19 protein-coding genes are annotated in these 19669 nt (G+C 46.0%); 7 read left to right on the top strand and 12 right to left on the bottom strand.

Translation table 11 applies throughout. The features are described 5' to 3' along the window. Positions 1-70: 70 nt before the first annotated feature. Both MHB85_RS08670 and MHB85_RS08665 read right to left on the bottom strand, forming a co-directional pair. Positions 71-934 (bottom strand): carbohydrate ABC transporter permease, encoded by an 864-nt coding sequence (locus tag MHB85_RS08670; RefSeq protein WP_370511436.1) that lies wholly within the window; start codon positions 932-934, stop codon positions 71-73. Between the two features lie 96 nt (positions 935-1030). After that, a complete protein-coding gene (locus MHB85_RS08665; protein WP_017689672.1) occupies positions 1031-1936 on the bottom strand; it encodes an ABC transporter permease in 906 nt (301 codons plus the stop codon). 408 nt (positions 1937-2344) lie between these two features. On the opposite strand from MHB85_RS08665, the gene MHB85_RS08660 reads away from it, so the two are divergent. After that, the gene (locus tag MHB85_RS08660; protein ID WP_192134639.1) at positions 2345-4597 is read left to right on the top strand and encodes an AraC family transcriptional regulator; all 2253 of its coding nucleotides are present in this window, start codon (positions 2345-2347) and stop codon (positions 4595-4597) included. 128 nt (positions 4598-4725) lie between these two features. Here the strand turns inward: MHB85_RS08660 and trmB are convergent, their stop codons facing one another. Beyond that, positions 4726-5481: a tRNA (guanosine(46)-N7)-methyltransferase TrmB gene (gene trmB / locus MHB85_RS08655; RefSeq protein ID WP_076252463.1), complete on the bottom strand. Its 756-nt coding sequence runs from the start codon at positions 5479-5481 to the stop codon at positions 4726-4728. 152 nt (positions 5482-5633) lie between these two features. Then, positions 5634-5834 carry a hypothetical protein gene (locus tag MHB85_RS08650; protein WP_105597935.1) on the bottom strand — a complete coding sequence of 67 codons (201 nt, stop codon included), beginning with the start codon at positions 5832-5834 and terminating at the stop codon, positions 5634-5636. A gap of 439 nt (positions 5835-6273) precedes the next feature. On the opposite strand from MHB85_RS08650, the gene MHB85_RS08645 reads away from it, so the two are divergent. From MHB85_RS08645 to MHB85_RS08630, 4 genes are all read left to right on the top strand, one after another. After that, complete coding sequence (locus MHB85_RS08645; protein ID WP_192134637.1) at positions 6274-7227, top strand: TIGR01212 family radical SAM protein; 954 nt, start codon at positions 6274-6276, stop codon at positions 7225-7227. Continuing rightward, entirely contained in the window at positions 7228-7812 is a 585-nt protein-coding gene (locus MHB85_RS08640) for a class I SAM-dependent methyltransferase (protein WP_192134635.1), read from the top strand. A 189-nt stretch (positions 7813-8001) separates the two neighbouring features. Further along, positions 8002-8979, top strand: coding sequence for a type I phosphomannose isomerase catalytic subunit (locus tag MHB85_RS08635; protein WP_192134632.1), 978 nt, complete (start codon positions 8002-8004; stop codon positions 8977-8979). Between the two features lie 41 nt (positions 8980-9020). Beyond that, complete coding sequence (locus MHB85_RS08630; RefSeq protein ID WP_192134630.1) at positions 9021-10001, top strand: alpha/beta fold hydrolase; 981 nt, start codon at positions 9021-9023, stop codon at positions 9999-10001. 134 nt (positions 10002-10135) lie between these two features. On the opposite strand, the gene odhB is transcribed toward MHB85_RS08630, so the two are convergent. The 8 genes from odhB to MHB85_RS08590 all read right to left on the bottom strand — a co-directional run bounded on the left by odhB (position 10136) and on the right by MHB85_RS08590 (position 18062). After that, positions 10136-11404, bottom strand: coding sequence for a 2-oxoglutarate dehydrogenase complex dihydrolipoyllysine-residue succinyltransferase (odhB, locus tag MHB85_RS08625; RefSeq protein WP_105597930.1), 1269 nt, complete (start codon positions 11402-11404; stop codon positions 10136-10138). A gap of 5 nt (positions 11405-11409) precedes the next feature. After that, positions 11410-14283 (bottom strand): 2-oxoglutarate dehydrogenase E1 component, encoded by a 2874-nt coding sequence (locus tag MHB85_RS08620; RefSeq protein WP_192134628.1) that lies wholly within the window; start codon positions 14281-14283, stop codon positions 11410-11412. Between the two features lie 633 nt (positions 14284-14916). Continuing rightward, positions 14917-15156 carry a hypothetical protein gene (locus MHB85_RS08615; protein WP_223199903.1) on the bottom strand — a complete coding sequence of 80 codons (240 nt, stop codon included), beginning with the start codon at positions 15154-15156 and terminating at the stop codon, positions 14917-14919. Between the two features lie 3 nt (positions 15157-15159). Further along, positions 15160-15351: an NUDIX domain-containing protein gene (locus MHB85_RS08610; protein WP_223199902.1), complete on the bottom strand. Its 192-nt coding sequence runs from the start codon at positions 15349-15351 to the stop codon at positions 15160-15162. Continuing rightward, positions 15352-15849, bottom strand: coding sequence for a GNAT family N-acetyltransferase (locus tag MHB85_RS08605; protein WP_091014876.1), 498 nt, complete (start codon positions 15847-15849; stop codon positions 15352-15354). It abuts the gene before it with no gap. A gap of 117 nt (positions 15850-15966) precedes the next feature. Next, a complete protein-coding gene (locus MHB85_RS08600) occupies positions 15967-16389 on the bottom strand; it encodes a GNAT family N-acetyltransferase (protein WP_306299270.1) in 423 nt (140 codons plus the stop codon). A 136-nt stretch (positions 16390-16525) separates the two neighbouring features. Continuing rightward, positions 16526-17035 (bottom strand): 8-oxo-dGTP diphosphatase, encoded by a 510-nt coding sequence (locus MHB85_RS08595; RefSeq protein ID WP_091014877.1) that lies wholly within the window; start codon positions 17033-17035, stop codon positions 16526-16528. Positions 17036-17273: 238 nt separating this feature from the next. After that, a complete protein-coding gene (locus MHB85_RS08590) occupies positions 17274-18062 on the bottom strand; it encodes a DUF3891 family protein (RefSeq protein WP_091014879.1) in 789 nt (262 codons plus the stop codon). A 195-nt stretch (positions 18063-18257) separates the two neighbouring features. Between MHB85_RS08590 and coaA the strand changes: the two genes are divergently transcribed. Both coaA and MHB85_RS08580 read left to right on the top strand, forming a co-directional pair. Next, complete coding sequence (coaA, locus tag MHB85_RS08585) at positions 18258-19187, top strand: type I pantothenate kinase (RefSeq protein WP_192134623.1); 930 nt, start codon at positions 18258-18260, stop codon at positions 19185-19187. Positions 19188-19251: 64 nt separating this feature from the next. Beyond that, positions 19252-19614 carry a DUF423 domain-containing protein gene (locus MHB85_RS08580; RefSeq protein WP_047842233.1) on the top strand — a complete coding sequence of 121 codons (363 nt, stop codon included), beginning with the start codon at positions 19252-19254 and terminating at the stop codon, positions 19612-19614. Positions 19615-19669 lie beyond the last annotated feature (55 nt).

Below are 19669 nucleotides of genomic sequence, written 5' to 3'. Positions count from 1 at the left end.
TAGCGCAGACTCGCCATGTTTCAGACCGGAAATGATGTCAATGGCCTGACACCCACAGCGTGTTCGCGTTCTAACCTTTCACTGCACCAATGGTGAGTCCTTTGACAAAATAACGTTGTACAAACGGATACAGGAACAAAATCGGTCCCGTTACAACGATAGCCATTGCCATCTTGGTTGATTCCGTAGGCACATCCTGACTGAGTGTGATTCCTGTGCCAATCGCCATCTGGTCAATGAATGTAATCGTGTTCATCGTGTTGTAGAGATAAAATTGCAGTTGGTACATATCCGGGTTGTTAATGAAGAGGGATGAGGTAAACCAGTCATTCCAGTAACCCAGTGCCAGGAACAGACCTACGGTGGCGATACCAGGCATCGCCAGTTTCAACACAATGCTGAAATAGATGCGGAAGTCATTCGCTCCATCAATTTTGGCGGACTCAATCAATTCATCCGGCACTGCCGAGCGAATGAAGTTTTTCATCAGGATAATGAGGAATGGCGTCATCAACCCCGGGAAAATAAGTACGGTGTACGTATCTGTGAGATTGAAGTAGTTCGCCAGCATAATGTACCAAGGCACAAGTCCCCCACCGAACAGGGTTGTGAAGTAGATAAAAAACGAGAACGTATTCCGATATTTAAAGTCCTTACGCTGGAGCACAAATCCGGCCATCGTGATGAGGAACAGCCCTAGCGTAGTCCCCACCACCGTTGTAAAGACCGTTACCCCATAAGCTTTGAGTACCTGAGTCGGGAATTTGAACACCATTTTGTAACCTTCCAGGGAAAAGTCCGTTGGAAAGAGGTGATAACCATCCCTCACAATGGACTCGTTGCTGCTGAATGAACCGGATAGGATCAGCAGAAACGGTAGCAAGCACATGATGGATAAAATGATGATGAAGCTGTAGGAAATCAGTTGAAACATGAAAGTGAATTCCGAATCTCTGAGACGCGTATTCGTACGCGTGTGAGTATTCATTGGCGTGTTCATGATCGTTCTCCCTCCTGCCCTGCGGGCGTTCTAGAACAAGGCGTAGTCCTCATTTACTTTGCGGATAATATAGTTGACGGTCATGATCAAAATGAATCCAAACAACGATTGATAGAGACCAGCAGCCGTTGCCATCCCGATATCAAACGTTACTTTCAGAGAACGATAAACATACGTATCAATAATATCTGTAGCGTTGTATAGCACCCCGTTGTTGCCAATCAGTTGATAGAACAGGTCAAACTGTCCCTTCATGATGCTGCCGAGCGAGAACAACAATAGGATGACAAAGGTTGGCTTCAACATTGGTACCGTAATGTACCAGATCCGCTGAAATATATTGGCTCCGTCGATTCGGGCAGCCTCATAGTACTCGTCACTGATCCCCGTTATGGCGGCCAGATAGATGACCATGCTGTATCCAAGATTTTTCCACAGATAAAAGATGATGATCAGGAACACCCAGATCCAGGGTGTGTTATAAATATCGACCGGACCGGCCTCAAAACGTTTGAGCACCGTGTTCACAAAACCCGACTCGTAGTTAAACATGTTGTAAGCGATTACACTTAATAGTACAAATGAGATGAAATACGGCAAGAACATGACGGATTGCGTGATTTTTTTGAATAACCTGCCCCGGATTTCGCTAAGCATGATCGCACAGAAGATCGCCAGACCGTTTCCTAATATAATGAAGGCGAGATTGTAACCCACAGTGTTGGTTGTGAGCTTCAGCAGCATTCCGGATTGCCACAGGAACTTAAAGTTCTCCAGACCGACAAATGGACTACCAAATAATCCGCCTTCAAAATCATACCGGGTGAACGCATAATAGATGCCGACCATCGGAAAATACGAGTTAATCAGAAAAAAGATCAGCGTGGGCAACAGCATCAGAAACATGATTTTGTTTTTGTTCAATTCTTTGAGCATGGCTCGATCCCTCCCGAATTTCTTGCGGTGCTGCGTGGTGGAGCTCTCTTTTTATTGTAGATGCTCTCTTCACTCACGGATACTGAAGCTTCCCTTCAGAAAATGAACGATTCTGCGAAATGAACTATGAACAAAATGAACGAACCATGAAATGAACAGACATCCACACACATCCGTTCACAAATGTTGATATCGTGCATAGGCTACACCTAGTGAACAATCCAGCGAAAGTTGAACTTTATGTAGAGAAAACAGGCAAAATGGCCTGTCCAGCATTGATGTAAACGCATACATAATATATAATTCAAGTTACTCTTGCTCTTCTGCTCATCCATGTATGAAGCCCCACTTATGTATATGAAATTCTATGTTGTTCACCCAAAACAGGAGGTTCGAGGGGGAAGATGAATGCGTAAACGTTCAGAGGACAGTCAGAAGGTCTTCACACGAATTCTGATCGGCATTATTATCAGTACCGTCGCTACCTTACTTGTGGCTTCTACTATTTTGTACGTCAACTATAATCGGATTGCTCTTCGTCAGGTGTATCGTACAGATATGAACAGTCTTACTCAAACCAGCCGTGAAGTGGCGAAAATGACCGAGACTGCAAAATCATTGTCATATCAGATCTATCAGGACTACACCATCTCTTCATTACTGCTTTATTCCAAACCAAATATCTATGAGATCACATCGGCGATGGAGCAGCTAGACAACTACCGTATGTCCCTTCCCTTTATCGAATCCATCTATGTATATAACTCCAAAAGTAATGAATTCTATATCAGTTCCAACGTGCGCAATGGGCAGCAGTCCATCTCGGAGATCGATGATCAGGGGATTACAAGCATCCTCCAACGCTTCCATGACTATAAACCTTTTGTGCCCATCCCGCGTACATATCAGGTCGGCTCTACCGAAGCAACAGAGGTTAACAGCTACACCTATCTCTGTTATGACACGATTAATGATAACGCAAAGCTAAACTATGCTGTCATCGTTAATATCAAGGATGATTGGCTCAGTCCGAATATGAATGCTGTGGATCAACCAGGCAAAACCTTTATTGTAAATGAGAATGGAGACCTTTTATCTGACTTTGGCGACCGTGCATTGATGAAAAATCTTTCCAGCGAAGCTTTTATGAAGCCAATTATGCAGGATACGGAGCAGTCAGCTTACTTTACCGAGAAGGTCGACGGAGAAAAATCTCTCATCACCTATACCGCTCCCGATGACCTGGGTTGGCGTTATGTGAGAATAACACCTTATGATCTGATTACCTCAGATATACGGAGTATGCGCACACATACCGTTCTGTTTTGTGTTGGACTTCTCTTCGCAGGCTTACTGCTCTCTTACCTTGTTTCCCGAAAACTATATCACCCTATTGACAAGGTGCTTGTTCGTTTACGTGTGATGGAAGCTGAGCGACGTGGCAGTCTTCATTTGTTACGGCAGGATTTTCTACGAGGGGCCCTACAGGGCCGCGAAACAGTAACTGGAGGTATGCTGGAAGAACGGATGAAGTTCTACGGTTCCTCCATTGATGTTCAGCATGCATCCAGACTGGTATTGCTGCGTATTGACCATTTTACCGAATTCTGCGAAACGTATCGTGATGAGACCCAGCTTGTAAAATACGCCATGATGAACATCTGCACCGAGACAGCCAATCTCCACTATAATGCAGAAGCTGTGGACATGGGCGGTGATCTGATCACACTCATCTTCAATGAAAAAGCGGAAAACCATGAACTTGGGCAACCTGCTCATCATCCGATCGAGGAGCTGCTGCGCATGATGCAGGCTGCTGTAATGACCCATTTGAAATGCTCTATCTCCTGTACGATCGGCACGGAAGAAGATTCATTGGAAGACAGTATTGCATCCTACACCAGATCAGCCGAAGCCTCACTACATCGTTTGTTCATGGGACCGGGCTGTCTGATCTATACCTCTGACATCATGGCTTATCACGCCAAGGAGTACGCCTTCCCAGCAGGTAAGGAAAGACAGCTTGTCGACCATCTAATGACAGGCAAGACGCGAGAAGCCAAACAAGTCTATGCAGATATCGTCGGCGAAACAGCCGCATATCCATTTACCGTCTTCCAGCTAGCCTTATCCCATCTGACGATGACACTGAACCATGTACGAAATACCCTCAAGAAGAATAATCAACTCACGCTTGATTCAGTCTCGGATGGTCTAATGCTGCCTGTCAAAGACGCTGAAGACATCAGTGAAGTACATGAACACTTCTATCGGATGTTTGATGAGCTTGGTTCCAAAGTCGAGGAGAAACGTACACTGAAGCACGAAGAGTTGATTCGTAAAATCAATGGCATTATTGAGCGGGACTATGCGGACCCCAATCTATGTCTAACTTCTATCGCAGATGAGCTTAACATGTCGCCCATCTATGTAAGCAGGCTCTACAAACAGCTCACCCTGAAAGGGCTCACGGACGTGATTAACGAAACCCGCATAGCCAAGGCCCAGCATCTGCTGGTGGAAACGGAGAACTCCGTTGCCGACATTGCCGAGAGAACTGGATTCACCAACAGTTCATACTTCTATCGCATGTTCAAAAAGTTCAATGGTGTTACACCAAACGATTATCGTCGCAAAGAGTTTCATTCAGAGAACTTTTGAAATCATACCAGGCTTGAGTTTATGGAGCATTGCACATTGTTGTTAATGCAAAAAAAGAGCGACCTATGAGAATGAATCATTCACCTCATGTGTCGCTCTTCTTTGATAAGTTTAAGTTAGATTTCGATTTATTCCTGTTCCTGATCTTCGCCGGACTCATCCGAAGCTTCACGAACTTTATACTTGTCCAGGCGTGTCTGCTGATACTCACGCAGGGCCTCTTCACCAACAATCACTTCAACCCGGTGAATGTTCATACCTTTGCCCATGAATTTCTGCTCGTACTCGGTCATCACATGTTCTTCGTTTAGTCCATCGCGATGCAGATTCAAAGAAATATTGGTCATTTGCAGGCCGAAATCGGCAATGGCATTGAGTGAGAAATCAAACAGCGTCTCCGAATCGGTTTTGAAATGAATCTGACCTTTGGGATTAAGCAATTCCGTGTATTTCTTCAGGAAGCGCGGGTGCGTCAACCGACGACGTGCATGCTTTGCTTTTGGCCACGGATCGCTGAAGTTCAAATAGATACGTTCCAGTTCTTCCGGCTCAAAAACTTCCTCGATCTGTTCAATATTTGCCAGCGCAAGCTTCAGGTTAGGGGGTGTCTCCACATCAGCCTGACTCCACGCATTACGAGCTTTCTCACTGGCACGACGCACCAGTTCATCATACATATCAATACCGATGAAATTAAATTCCGGATATTTATAACTCATTTGGCTGATAAATTGACCTTTACCCATACCAAATTCCACGAAGATCGGATGGTCATTGCCAAACAGTTCAGACCATTTTCCTTTATGTTGCTTGGGGTCCAGTACAACAAGATCAACTTGTTGCTCCAGATTTTCTCTTATCCCTTTTCTGCCACGTAAACGCATTTTATTCCTCCGTTTGTCCCATACTTGTCTCAGACTTATTTTGCCGAAGAACTGGCAAATTGTAAAGAGCAATGAAAAGGGAATCTTCGGATCTGCCACTTTGGGCAAATCTCAAAGATTCCCTCTTCGATTTATTTGGAATTGGGGTCCAACTACTTTAGTAGTTCATAGTCTACCTTATCTTGGTGTGAAAAATCAAATGTCTTTTCGAAAGCATCGCGAACTTTTTGTCTTGCAGCCGCTTTCACTTTCGGATTTCCATTAAAACGAACACCTGTTAAAGCCAGTGCTTCTTCTGCCGTCAATTCAACAGACACACGATTCAATTCATTGTTTTTAACTTGGGAATTCATTCATATCACCTCACGGTATAGTATGGTCCATGACGTCAATCTTGATTCAAATGCTATGATGAATAATACCCACTAGATGGTGTCTGACGCTGATTTAAATATAACACAATGTGTAAACTATAGCAAGGAGAAAACCTTGATTTTACGGCCTATTTTTGCGTTTCGATTCCCTTTTTTTTTAGTTTTTTGATACAATGATAAAGTAAGCATTTTGCATAAATACCATAAGCGTCTTCCAATCAGCAAGATATGGATCAGGATGATTTTTCCTGTCCATATCTTGTACCCGTGAGCGATTCAAATCGAATAATGCAAAATGCTAAAGTTCATGAAGACCCCTATAATCGCTATCCATCGTCTATGACGGAAATCGCATAGCGCTTCTTCTTTTGTTCACGTATGATTACTGTAATTCGACAGCCAAAGGAGTACCCTGAAGATGAATGCACCTGCATTACAGTCCCCTATGTTGTGGGGAGATAAACGATTCCATACCTGGAATTATGAGATGCGTGATCAATTTAACAATAAGGTTTTCAAAGTGATGCTGGATGCTGGATTCACCTGTCCCAACCGCGACGGTTCCATCGCCAAAGGTGGTTGCACCTTCTGCAGTGCGCGTGGATCAGGCGATTTTGCTGGCAGCAGACGTGAAGATCTGGTCACCCAGTTTAATACAATTCGAGATAAACAGCACCTCAAATGGCCTACAGCCCATTATATTGGCTACTTCCAAGCCTATACGAACACGTATGCTCCAGTTGAGGAGCTGCGCGAATATTTTGAAGAAATTCTTGAGCAACCCGGTGTTGTTGGTTTGTCCATCGCCACTCGCCCGGATTGTTTGCCAGATGACGTTGTTGATTATTTGGCTGAACTGAACAAACGCACCTATCTGTGGGTTGAGATGGGACTTCAAACGATCCATGATTCCACATCAACATTGATTAATCGGGCGCACGACACGAAGTGTTACGAAGAAGCGGTTGAGAAACTGCGCAAACGGAATATACGAGTGTGTACACATATCATATATGGTCTGCCTCAAGAGACACATGAGATGATGCTGGACACTGGACGGGCAGTTGCCAATATGGATGTACAGGGAATCAAGATTCACCTGTTACATCTCATGCGCAAAACACCGATGGTGAAGCAATACGAAGCCGGACTTTTACGTTTTCTGGAACAGGATGAGTACATCAAACTGATCGTAGATACACTGGAGATGCTTCCACCGGAAATGATCGTACACCGTCTTACAGGCGACGCACCGCGTGATCTGCTGATTGGACCAATGTGGTCCATGAACAAATGGGAAGTGTTGAACTCCATTGATCGCGAGCTGGTTGAGCGGGATTCATGGCAAGGTAAGTATTGGAGGCGAGCATAGATGGGCTTTCTTTCAGTTCTCAGCTGTGCTCATCAGTGGATCGCTTCCCGTCTGCAGCCAGGTGATCTGGCCATAGATGCAACGGTGGGTACAGGAGCAGACACACTATTTTTGGCACAACAAGTTGGCAGGCGTGGTCAAGTCATTGGATTCGATATTCAAAGTGAAGCCCTCACACTGGCACAGGCCCGGATTCGAAAACAAACCGACGAAGCCAAGCTTGGCTCCATTTCCATGCTTCAACTAAGCCATGATCGAATGACAGAAGCGGTGCCTGAGTCATGGCCTGGTGCGGTTGGTGCAGTCATGTTCAATCTGGGGTACCTGCCTTCAGAAAGTGCAGATTCCTCCATCATCACCGAGACTGACAGCACGATCGCTGCACTCGAGGCTGCACTCACTTTATTACGTCCTCGCGGAATCATTACGGTTGTGCTTTACCCCGGTCATGACGGAGGCGCACAGGAAGCATCAGCCGTATTGGAATGGTCCTCTGCCCTGCCGGTGGAACAGGCACAGGTTGTGATGTATCGCCAATTGCAGCGAGAAACTTCTCCTTTTCTGATCGGAATCGAGAAAAAATAATTTCCTTTGTTCACCAAATACAATAAACTAGACACAATCGCAAGGCGAGCTATTAACGGCTTTTTCTTACTGCGATCTGTGTTCTACATCTACATATGCAAACGTATTCACTTGTTTGCTCATGGCGACTACATGCCCATGACTGATTAAAGCGATCCACCACTTCATATACTAGAGGAGAGATTACTGATGTCTACGCCATACCCATTACAATTCCAACCTGAATTCAAAGAACGTGTGTGGGGCGGTCGTGCGCTGGAGCAATTCGGCCTTACGCCCCCTGAAGGACATATCGGAGAAGGATGGATGATTGCGGATCATCCAAACGGTACAACCAAGGTATTAAATGGAGCACTTGCTGGCAAGGGTCTGGATGAAGTTCGTGAACAACTGGGCACCAAATGGCTTGGAACCAAAGGCGTTTCCGAAAAAGGCGGCCGTTTCCCCCTTCTGATTAAGCTGCTTGACTGCAACGATGACCTGTCTGTTCAGGTTCATCCAACAGACGAGTATGAGGCACTGCCTCCTGGCGAGCTTGGCAAAACAGAAATGTGGTATGTACTCGACGCAAAACCGGGCGCACACATCATCTACGGGTTGAATGAAGGCGTTGATCGGGCAACATTAAAAGAAGCATTGGAAAACGGCACGGTGATGGATACCCTTCGTCAGGTGCCTGTAGAAGCTGGTGATACGTTCTTTATCCCTGCTGGAACAGTGCATGCGCTCTGTGCAGGTGTCGTTGTCGCTGAGATTCAGCAAAACTCGGATACGACGTACCGGATATACGATTATAATCGTCCAGGGCTGGATGGCAAACCACGTGAGTTGCATGTTGAAGACTCATTAAATGTCACCGCCTATGAGGGCGCAGGTGCCTCAACGATGAAAACAAATAACGCTACTCCTGGTGAATGGCTCAAGCTTGCGGAATGCCCTTATTTTGTAGTTGAAAAAGGGGTTGTGAATAAACGTTGGGAACTCTCCACCAATCCTGACAGCTTCACGATTCTCGTTGTCTGTGAAGGAGAAGGAACTCTGGAGTGGGCACATGCTGAATCAGACAGCATTGAATTGAAAGCTGGACAATGTTATCTCTTGCCAGCCAACCTGGGTTCTTACACATTAGATGGAAATACCACTGTGCTTCGCTCTTATCTGCCATAAATCAAGCTTATATGTAACCTGTGAAGGAGGAATTACACGAGATGCAGGAATCTACCTTTGCCTTGGTCGCTAGTGAAGGTACCCGTATTCATGTGTACCGCTGGCTTCCCGATCCGGAATGCAACGTTAAAGGTGTAGTGCAAATTGCACATGGCATGGGCGAGACGGCAGCCCGATACGCCGAATTTGCCGACATTCTTACCCAAAATGGCTATGCGGTTTATGCCAATGACCATCGGGGTCATGGCAAAACCGTGGAGAATGCCAAATTGCTTGGTAATGCTGGTATCGATGCCTTCCGCTGGATGGCGAGTGATATGATCAATCTCGGCGAAGTAGCCGCCAAGGAGAATCCTGGGGTGCCCCTGTTTCTAATGGGACATAGCATGGGCTCATTCTTGGTACAACATCTCATGTACGCTGGTCATGAGCAGTACCACGCCTTTATTTTATCCGGTACAAACGGCAGACGCGGTCTGCTCCGGTTTGGAGAGAAGCTCGCCTTTTTGCAATGTGGTATTCAGGGGGCTACTCATCCCAGCATGCTGCTCAACGCGATTGTGTTTGGTGGATTTAACCGCTCTTTCCGTCCTGCCGCGACACCGTTTGATTGGTTGTCGCGCGACTCCCAAGAGGTTCAGCGATTCATTGATGATCCCCTGTGCGGAGCAGTCTGTACAGCAGGCTTTTTCCGCGACTTCTTCAAATTGCTGCTTGAAGTCCATCTTCCACACAATATGGAGCGCATACCCAAACACAAACCCGTATACCTGTTCTCAGGTGAGAAGGACCCTGTCGGACTTCATGGCAAAGGCGTTCTTAATCTGGTCTCGCAGTATAAGAAGCTTCAGCTGGAGAATATTGAGTATCGCCTGTATCCGGATGGACGCCATGAAATGCTGCATGAGATCAACCGAACAGAAGTGGCTCAGCATGTTGTGAACTGGCTAGAGCGGAATACCCCTGGCTCGAATACACACCCTAGCCCGATGAACCCTACTGAGACGGCTGACTCTATCTAATAGAGTCGAAGGCAACATACCATGAGCAACAGCAAAAGAAACCCCTGGATCGGATGTGCAGCTCACGCTGCGCTCCAGTTCAGGGGTTTTCTTGTTAAGCGATATGAATAATAGCTATAACCAAGCTTTATGGATTAACCTTCAATTAACAGAGATTCCGGGTCTTCCAGCAGTTCCTTCACGGTCACGAGGAAACGAACAGCTTCACTTCCGTCGATAATCCGGTGATCGTAGGACAGCGCGATGTACATCATTGGACGGTTCTCCATCCGCTCTGCATCAATCGCCACTGGACGAAGCTGGATCTTATGCATCCCCAGAATACCCACTTGAGGTGTATTCAGAATTGGCGTTGACAACAAGGAACCAAATGTTCCACCATTGGTGATGGTGAACGTTCCACCTTGCAGATCAGATAACGCCAGTGTGTTGGAACGAGCTTTGGATGCCAGGTCCGCAATGCTCTTCTCGATCTCGGCAAAGCCCAAACGATCAGCATCACGTACAACCGGTACAACCAGTCCTTCCTTCGCAGATACGGCGATGCCGATATCATAATACTTTTTGAGCACAACATCTTCGCCATCAATCTCTGCGTTAATTGTAGGGAATTTTTTCAGAGCCCCCACAACCGCTTTGGTGAAGAAGGACATGAAGCCCAGGTTAATCTCATGTTTCTCTTTGAACTTGTCCTTACGGCGTTTACGTACATCCATGATCGCAGTCATATCAACTTCATTAAACGTAGTCAACATGGCTGCTGTCTGCTGAGCCTCTACCAGACGTTTGGCAATGGTGGCACGGCGGCGAGACATCCGCTGACGCTCCACTGGTTTGGTATAGGTAGAACTTCCAGCTGCCGGAGCACTTGGTGCTGCAGGAGCTTTACTCGCAGGTGGAGCAGCAGGAGCAGGCGCCTGATTGTTATGGCTCTTCACATCATCCTGGTATACCCGCCCAATTGGATCTTTGCTCTGAACCTGATCTAACTCGATACCACGTTCACGTGCAAGCTTACGGGCAGACGGCGAAGCCGTCTTGGCACTATCGGATGACTCCGGTGCTGCCGCAACAGGTGCTGGTGGTGTTGGAGCTTCAGGTGCAGGAGTAACGGCCTTTTTCTCTTCAGCTACTGGTTCGGAAGCGGGTGCACCGCTTCCTCCTCCAGAACCAGCTGAGAGTGTACCGATCGTTTCACCGATCTCTACCGTCTCTCCTTCCTGACGAATGATCTTCTCCAGCACGCCACTTTCTTCTGCGCTGATCTCAATATTTACTTTATCCGTTTCCAGTTCAAGAAGCACATCACCCTGATTAACGGTATCCCCTTCTTTAACCATCCATCTGGATACAGTTCCCTCAGTTATTGACTCACCCATTGCAGGTACTTTAATTTCACTCACAGCTGTTACCTCCCCAGTGGAATATTATTCTTCGTCGTTTGTTTCAACGCAGATGTAATAATCTGTTGCTGTTCCATACTATGCACAAGCTGATAACCGCTGGAAGGACTTGCGTGTTCCGGGCGACCTTCGTATCTAACGGTTGTGCCTTCCGGGGCAACTTCACGAAGACGAGGCTCCATGTATGTCCAGGCACCCATGTTTTTGTTTTCTTCCTGCACCCATACCAGTTCTTTTACATTGCTGAAACGTGCAAGTATACGTTTGATCTCTTCTGCCGGGAACGGATATAGTTGTTCCACTCGAATGATGTGAAGCCATGACCAATCTGCTTTATCTTTTTCAAAAGCATCTTCCAAGTCGATGGCAATCTTGCCACTGCACAAAATAATGCGCTCTACGCGATCCGGCTGTGTCCCAAGTCCAGCTTGCTCCAGCACAAGCTCAAACTTGCCTTCACTGAATTCCACTGCCGGTGATGCAACACGCGGATTCCGAATGAGACTTTTCGGTGACATCATCACAAGTGGACGGGCATCTTCTGTTTCAGTCAACGAAGCTTGACGACGCAACAAGTGGAAGTACTGAGATGCACTTGACAAGTTAGCAACCGTCATGTTGTCTTCTGCACACAACTGAAGGAAGCGTTCCAGACGAGCACTTGTATGCTCAGGTCCTTGACCCTCATTCGCATGTGGCAACAACATCACCAAACTGGACTTCTGAGACCACTTGGCGCGGCCGGATGATACAAACTGGTCGAATATAACCTGTGCGCAGTTGGCAAAGTCACCGAATTGAGCTTCCCAGATAACCAGTGTATCGGGTGAATATACGTTATATCCGTATTCGAATCCAACAACGGATTCTTCAGACAACGGACTGTTATAGATTGCAAAGGATGCTCTTGCCTGTGGCAAGTGATGTAAAGGGCAGAACTTTGCTCCATTCTCCGAATCATGCAACACCAGATTCCGATGAGCGAATGTAGCACGCTCGGCATCCTGTCCACTAATCCGAATCGGTTTGCCATCAGCGAGAATGGTTGCGAATGCAAGTGTCTCCGCAAGGCTCCAATCCACTTTCTCCCCTTCATTCAAGGAAGTGCTCCGGCGTTGCAAAATCCGCTGTAACTTCGGATACACGTTGAAGTTCTCAGGCCATTTCAGCAGATCGGCATTAATGCTGCGCAGATTCTCCAGTGGTACCGCTGTCGGAGTAATCGTAACAGTTTCCGGCTCACTGATTTTCCGTTGATAATATTCATGTACTTCATTTTTCTTCATCTGGTCATAAGCTTCTTTTAATTTGTTCGTTACTCCATCGCGAATGCTCGTGATGGACGCATCATCGATAACCGATTCCTGCTTCAACTGATCCTGATACAAGTGGCTTACCGTTGGATGGTTTTTCACCTTGTCATAAACGATAGGTTGAGTTGTTTCGGGATCATCGGTTTCATTATGGCCGTAACGACGGTAACCGATCAAGTCGATCAGGAAATCCTTTTTGAAACGATTGCGATACTCTGCTGCCATACGAATGGCTGCAATACAAGCTTCCGGATTGTCCGCATTCACGTGTACAATCGGAATTTCGTACCCTTTAGCAAGGTCACTTGCGTAGTATGTTGAACGGGAATCACCGCTATCTGTAGTGAAACCCAGACGATTGTTGACGATAATATGGATGGTTCCGCCATTCTGATATCCTGGCAGAGCTTTGAAGTTAAGCGTCTCCGCAACGATCCCTTCTCCAGGGAATGCAGCATCACCGTGCATCAAAATGGTAGCTGCCTTCGTTACATCCTGCTTCGGATATCCAGGGTCACGACGGTCATCCTGAGCCGCACGTGCAAAACCCTGTACAACCGGATTGACGTATTCCAGATGGCTCGGGTTATTCGCCAGAGTAAGGCGGGCCTGCACAGTTTCCCCGTCTTTTACAAAACGGTTGGCACCCATATGATATTTGACATCCCCCGTCCAACCGTAGTTGATTCCCGTCGAACCTTCCGATGGAACCAGGTCTTTGTTCGGAGCATGATGGAATTCAGAGAAAATTTTGCTGTACGGTTTGCCCAATACATGGGCAAGTACGTTTAACCGTCCACGGTGGGCCATACCCATCAGAATGTGGCTTGATCCCGCTTCTGCCATGATGCGGACCGCTTCGTCCAACATCGGTACAAGCACATCATTACCTTCGATGGAGAAACGTTTCTGTCCAACAAATGTTTTGTGAAGATAATCTTCAAATTGTTCAACTTCAACCAAACGTTCCAGCAAAGCCTTACGTTCTTTCGGCATAAGCGGAGCTGGTGAAGTCCGGGACTCCGCACGGCGATTCAACCACTCACGTTCTTGAACTTCGTGTACATGACTGAATTCATAAGCCATGGGTCCAGTGTAAATCTGACGCAAGCGTTGGATTGCATCCCATCCGGTTGCTGTCTGCCCATCTGCACCTTCCCAGATCAGGGAAGCAGGCAAAGCTTTCAGATCTTCTTCGTTTAATTCAAAATGCTGAGGTTCCAGCAAAGATGTATCTGTATCTTCACTGATTCCAAGCGGATCTATGTCTGCAGCAAGATGACCATACGTACGGATATTCCATACCAGCTTACCTGCTGTAACCGCTTTCTGTAATAATTGAATGTCTACGCTTCCGGAAGCCGATTGGGCGTTGCCGGAATTCGAGGTTGTGCGTGCATCCCTGCCAGACATCGGCGGTGCACCCCATTGTTCAAATAGTTCCCGATAGGCCGGTGTAACCGAACCAGGATCTTGAGCAAATAATTCATATTGTTCCTGTACGTATCCCATATTGGGGCCATAGTAACTTTCCCAGGGCTTCTTGTTGCCTTCCACGATCGTCATCGACGTTCCCTCCGTCTTGATTTAGTCATAAGTTTTTGACGGAAATCATTGACTAAGCCGTAATTTGCGTTCGTTCAACATTTTAAGCTAAATTTTTCATGAAGTCCAATAATCGTGCTGTTGGTGGTAGTAACGTTAGTCCGACGCTCCCGTCAAGGTTTGTCTGCGTTTTCAAAATCAAAGTAAAACAATGATTGTATATACCGTCGCACAGATGTCGAATACTGTCCTGATCCGTTCGAAGGTTACACTTTCTCCTCTTCTTCAAGTGAAGTCCATGTTCTAATATCTATTCTATAAACTTTTACGCTCAGGAGCATTTCCTATTTTTAGTTCAATTGATGCATAAATTAGATGAATCGAATAAATCGAGCAATTTGGATAGAACAACGAACGCTTAATTACAACAAAATAGGCATACGATCTCCCATTTACCTCCTTAATTAAATTGTGGTCCATTATGTTCAAAAACAAACCGTCCAGTTAAACATTAACCAATTGACATCACATTCAACAAATAATTGGGGTTTTCTTGAGGAGACCAACTGAAAAAAGCTCGCCCAGACATAAATTATCCGAGCAGCTTCTTTGAATTCAACAAGTTTGAGTTAACACTACAGTTGATAATGCGCATCAAGTTGTACTTTGACTAATCATATACTCTGCAAACGGCGTTAGGGAAAGATCTCTAACCTGCTCCATTGTAAACCAGTCCGCGCCCAGCGAGTCTTCGCCATCGGGTTCTTTTTTGATATGATCCGGCTGACTGGCTGCGGTCAAAACAACATCATACAACATCCCGATATGGTGCAGCTCTTCCGGCTCACCTTGATACACCCATTCCAGTACCGTAGACTCCGCAGAACGAATCATCAATTACAGATGGGTCAGGCCCGTCTCTTCTTCAATCTCACGTTGAAGTGCGGCCTCTGGCTGTTCACCAAATTCCAGCCTTCCGCCTGGTAAATCCCATTGCCCCTGATATGCCCCACGTGCCTTATGAATCAACAGGAATTTGTGCTCCCAAGTGACCAAACCATATACGCCAATATGTGTATGCCGATTCACTTAAGTACCCTTCCTTTCGTCTTCATCCTCGATAACAGCATCCAGATCTATGGCCATACGGATCATATCCACACAGCGGATACCATCCTCTATAATCTCTTCCTCATAATGTCTCACAAAGAAATCACGATCAACCCCGATAATGCGGAAACCGCAACGTTGGTATAACTTCAATTGATGAAAGCTGGAGTTGCCTGTTCCAATCTCGAGAATCCGGCAGCCCAATCTACGTGCAGCTTCCATCGCTTCCTTAATCATGTGTTTGCCTACACCTTGTCCCTGCAGTTCTTCCTGTACGGCAATATTAACAATCTCGGCAGTCTCCGGACGAGTCTTTAACAATACGAACTCTCCAACCATCTCTCCTTCATACTCAGCAATAAAACAAACACCCCGACTCAGGTACTCATCAACAATTGCTTTTGAAGGATCAGCCATCAATAAAAGTTCGTACGGTCGCTCTTCTTCCCAGTCCAAAATCCGGAACGACAATTTCATGCCAATCTCCACCTTTTCATCGTACAATATTCATTCTCGTTCTGTTTGCAGAAGCCTATGTATGGCAGATCTACAAATATATCTTGCTTGAGTCTAACAAACCTATCACCCAATCTATTAACCAACTACTGTACCCGATTGATTTTGATAATGACGAATAACCATTCCTGATGCTTTGGACATCCCCTGTTTCTCATAGAACGTCTGCAGCTCCGGATCACATAAGAGATCAATCATATAAAGATCACGAAGACGTTCAAATATGCGTTGAACAAGAGCCGTCCCGATTCCCCGACCCTTATACTCTGGGACTACTTCCAGTAAGGGGATATACGCGCTGAGAACACCATCAGAGATGGCTTGTATGAATCCGACCACCTTTCCTGTATCTTCATCAACAGCCAGTTCAATGGCATAGGACTTTTCCAGCAACTTTAGAAAAGTTGGCGTAGACGGCGGGTTTGGCCAACCATAAAAAAAATTCCCATCTAGCTGTTCAAGATCTATATCTTCCAACTTATCACGAAATACGATCCCCACAGACTACTCATCTCCCATAAAAATAGTAAACTTCATTATATCATAATATCTGGATATAAATATATAGATATGGATGATACATTATGACCGATCATTAATTGAGAATTTTACATGCTGTATCCAACCTTCAATCCCCTTACCGGACTTCGCGCTGTTCAAGAACAGAATCGCTATACACCATAAATGTCTCTTGCAGCGTACGTCCGGATGACTTCTCCCAGATTACACTCCGCTCAAAAGTACCATTTTGGAAAAAACGCGGGACACGTTCAGCGAACCAGTCCTGCATAGGCAGCTCAAAAACCCGCTTCATAGGCACCCATAACAGTTCGCCTTCGGGCGGATCTTGCAATAACTGACCCTCGAATGAAGTCGCCAAATAGTTAAATACCATGTACCGCAATCCTTGTTCGGGATCACAGAACTCATCAAGCCCTTTATACGTAATCTCATTAACTGCTAGCCCCGTCTCCTCCAGAACCTCCCGCACGGCACCATCCACGATACTCTCCGGAAAATCTACCTTCCCCCCAGGAGCGATGTATCCCGGAAATCCTTTGCGATCCGGCCGATTCATTAACAACACCTGATCATTCATTTTGTCCCATACCATACACATCGTTAATATCTCTATTCTAGTATCCATATTCGTCCTCCTGCTAACATGCACTTCTCTGCTGTACACTAACATTTCTGGGAATAACCTGTGTTTTCCTTCTTTATTCCCACTCTGATTCATTCGTATTTTCACCGGTCTCACAGTATAGTCGATGATGATATATATGCATACGAAAGGCGGACGCCCTGTACACCTGTACATCAGAAGCCCGCCTGTTTTGTGATATTCTATGCTGCTCTTTCCTCAAGCCTGGAGTTTACAGTTCTCAGTTCAATTCCGTAATCAACACCCGGCGTTCCTTCCATTCAGCCCGGCGATAAGCCTGTTGCATACCAAATTTGCGGATACTTGCCTTTGGCACCGATTTATAAGGCAAAACAATCGTAAAGTCCTCATCAAACGGGAAAAAAGACAGGCCTACTTTTTCATTGGATAACCACTCTGCCTGAATCGGTTGTCTGGAACAGGCATCAAACGTACAACTGAGCCCTTCTGCAAAAAAATCATAACGCGCAGCAGGTGTTCCAGGTTCCTCCATACAGAGAAACAGACTGAGTTGATCACAAAAAAGCATGATCTCCACATCGCTTTGCAGCCTTCGTTTCAGCGCTTCAGCATCGCCACCCAGCTGATTCTCCAAACTCAACTGACGTTCGTGTTCTTGCTGCAGATAATCTCGGATGTCATCATCATCCTGAGCATTGGCCCCCAGATTTTTCTGAAATAGCTCCGTGTACATCAAGCTACACAATAATCCGGCGTAGAGGTTTTTCTGACGAACTTCTTCAATCCCTTTATGGTAGAATACAAAACGCGGACGCAATGGAAAGTCACGAAACGAATACGGTGATTGACTGTAATCATTCCAGAACGGAGACGAATCCAGTTCAATCCAGCCACGGTCATGTTCCTTGGCCGCTAGAATCAATTCATCCCGATGCGCAGCATCGGCTAGTAATTCATTCTTCCAGTGGGAAGCCATCTCTCCGGCTACTAATCCATGCTCATGCTGTGCAGTCAAAACAAAATCATGCTCTCTCTCATATACGATCATGTGCTGTCACCCTTCCGCATGGTATACGTTGACTTTAACATAAATTGGGTTAAACTTTCCTAGTAAGTTGTTTTTCGCTCCATTTTGACGAGAGGCATTATGAAAGGCACAATGTAAAGGTGTTGTCAGTTTCCTGAAATTTGATACACTAAAGGTTGTGTCCACAATTATATTACATACAGAAAGCGGGATCTCATGAATTTATACTCTCCTTACATCGAGTTTAACCGCAAGGAATGGGCTGAACTTAAAGAACATCAGACCACTCTTCCACTGACGGAAGCCGAATTAGAACAGTTAAAGGGATTGAATGAAGAGGTATCGATTCAAGAAGTCGAAGATATATATTTGCCTCTTACCCACTTTATTGACCTATATGCAAGAGTTTCACGAGAGCTGAATCAACTGACGGCCTCCTTTATGAAAAAAGAAGCCCTCCCCACTCCCTACATCATTGGAATCGGGGGGAGTGTTGCCGTGGGCAAAAGTACAGCGGCCCGCTTACTACAGGCACTGCTCGCCAGAGGTAAGAAAAGCCCGAAGGTTGACCTTGTCACAACCGACGGTTTCTTATATCCCAATGCGGTGCTGCAAGAGAAGGGCATCATGAACCGCAAGGGATTCCCGGAAAGTTATGATATCAAATCCCTGATTCAGTTCATGGGTGATGTAAAATCTGGCAAACCCGAAGTGAAAGCACCCGTCTACTCTCACCTCGCCTACGATGTCATTCAAGGAGAAGAGAAGCAGATCTGTCAACCGGATATTCTCATTATTGAAGGTATCAATGTACTTCAGATCAAAAAGGAAACGCCTTTGCTGGTTAGTGATTTCTTCGATTTTTCCATCTACATTGATGCGGAAGAAGAGCATATACGACACTGGTACGTTGAGCGTTTCAAGCTACTCCGCAATACAGCGTTCCAGAACACAGATTCCTTTTTCCATCAACGATTCGCCAATATCGATGAAGAGGAAACCGTGCGTACGGCCAACCAGATCTGGCAGGATATCAATGCCAAAAACCTGCATGAAAACATTTTGCCAACCAAAGGACGTGCCAGACTGATTCTGAAAAAGGAAGCCGATCACTCCATTGGGCAGATTCAATTGCGCAAACTGTAGACAACACTCGTGCAGTACACTTTGATGTTATATCTAATTACCCTTAAAAGGAGAGAAAAACACATTGCAAACCCTGATTATACTCGGCAGTATTATGATGTTCCTGGCTGTTGCTTTGGGTGCCTTTGGCGCACACGCGCTCAAGCGCAAACTATCCGCTGACATGATCAAAATCTATGAAACCGGTGTTCAATATCACCTCATCCACGGACTTGGCATCATCCTGATCGGACTGCTGGCAGACCGTCTTGAATCCTCTTCACTCGTCATGCTTGCCGGATGGCTGATGTTCGCCGGAATCATCCTGTTCTCTGGCAGCCTGTACGTTTTAAGTGTAACGGGTGTTCGCAGATTGGGAGCCATTACCCCACTTGGCGGAGTCGCATTTTTGGCTGGATGGGTTATGATCATGATTGCTGCATTGTAATATGCCCCGTGGATAAACGAAAAGAGTATTCTGGCTGATATAATATCGCTGGAGC

The organism is Paenibacillus sp. FSL K6-4396 (assembly GCF_038002525.1).
Classification (GTDB): Bacteria; Bacillota; Bacilli; order Paenibacillales; family Paenibacillaceae; genus Paenibacillus; species Paenibacillus amylolyticus_B.
This window is presented reverse-complemented; position numbering and strand designations above follow the sequence as displayed.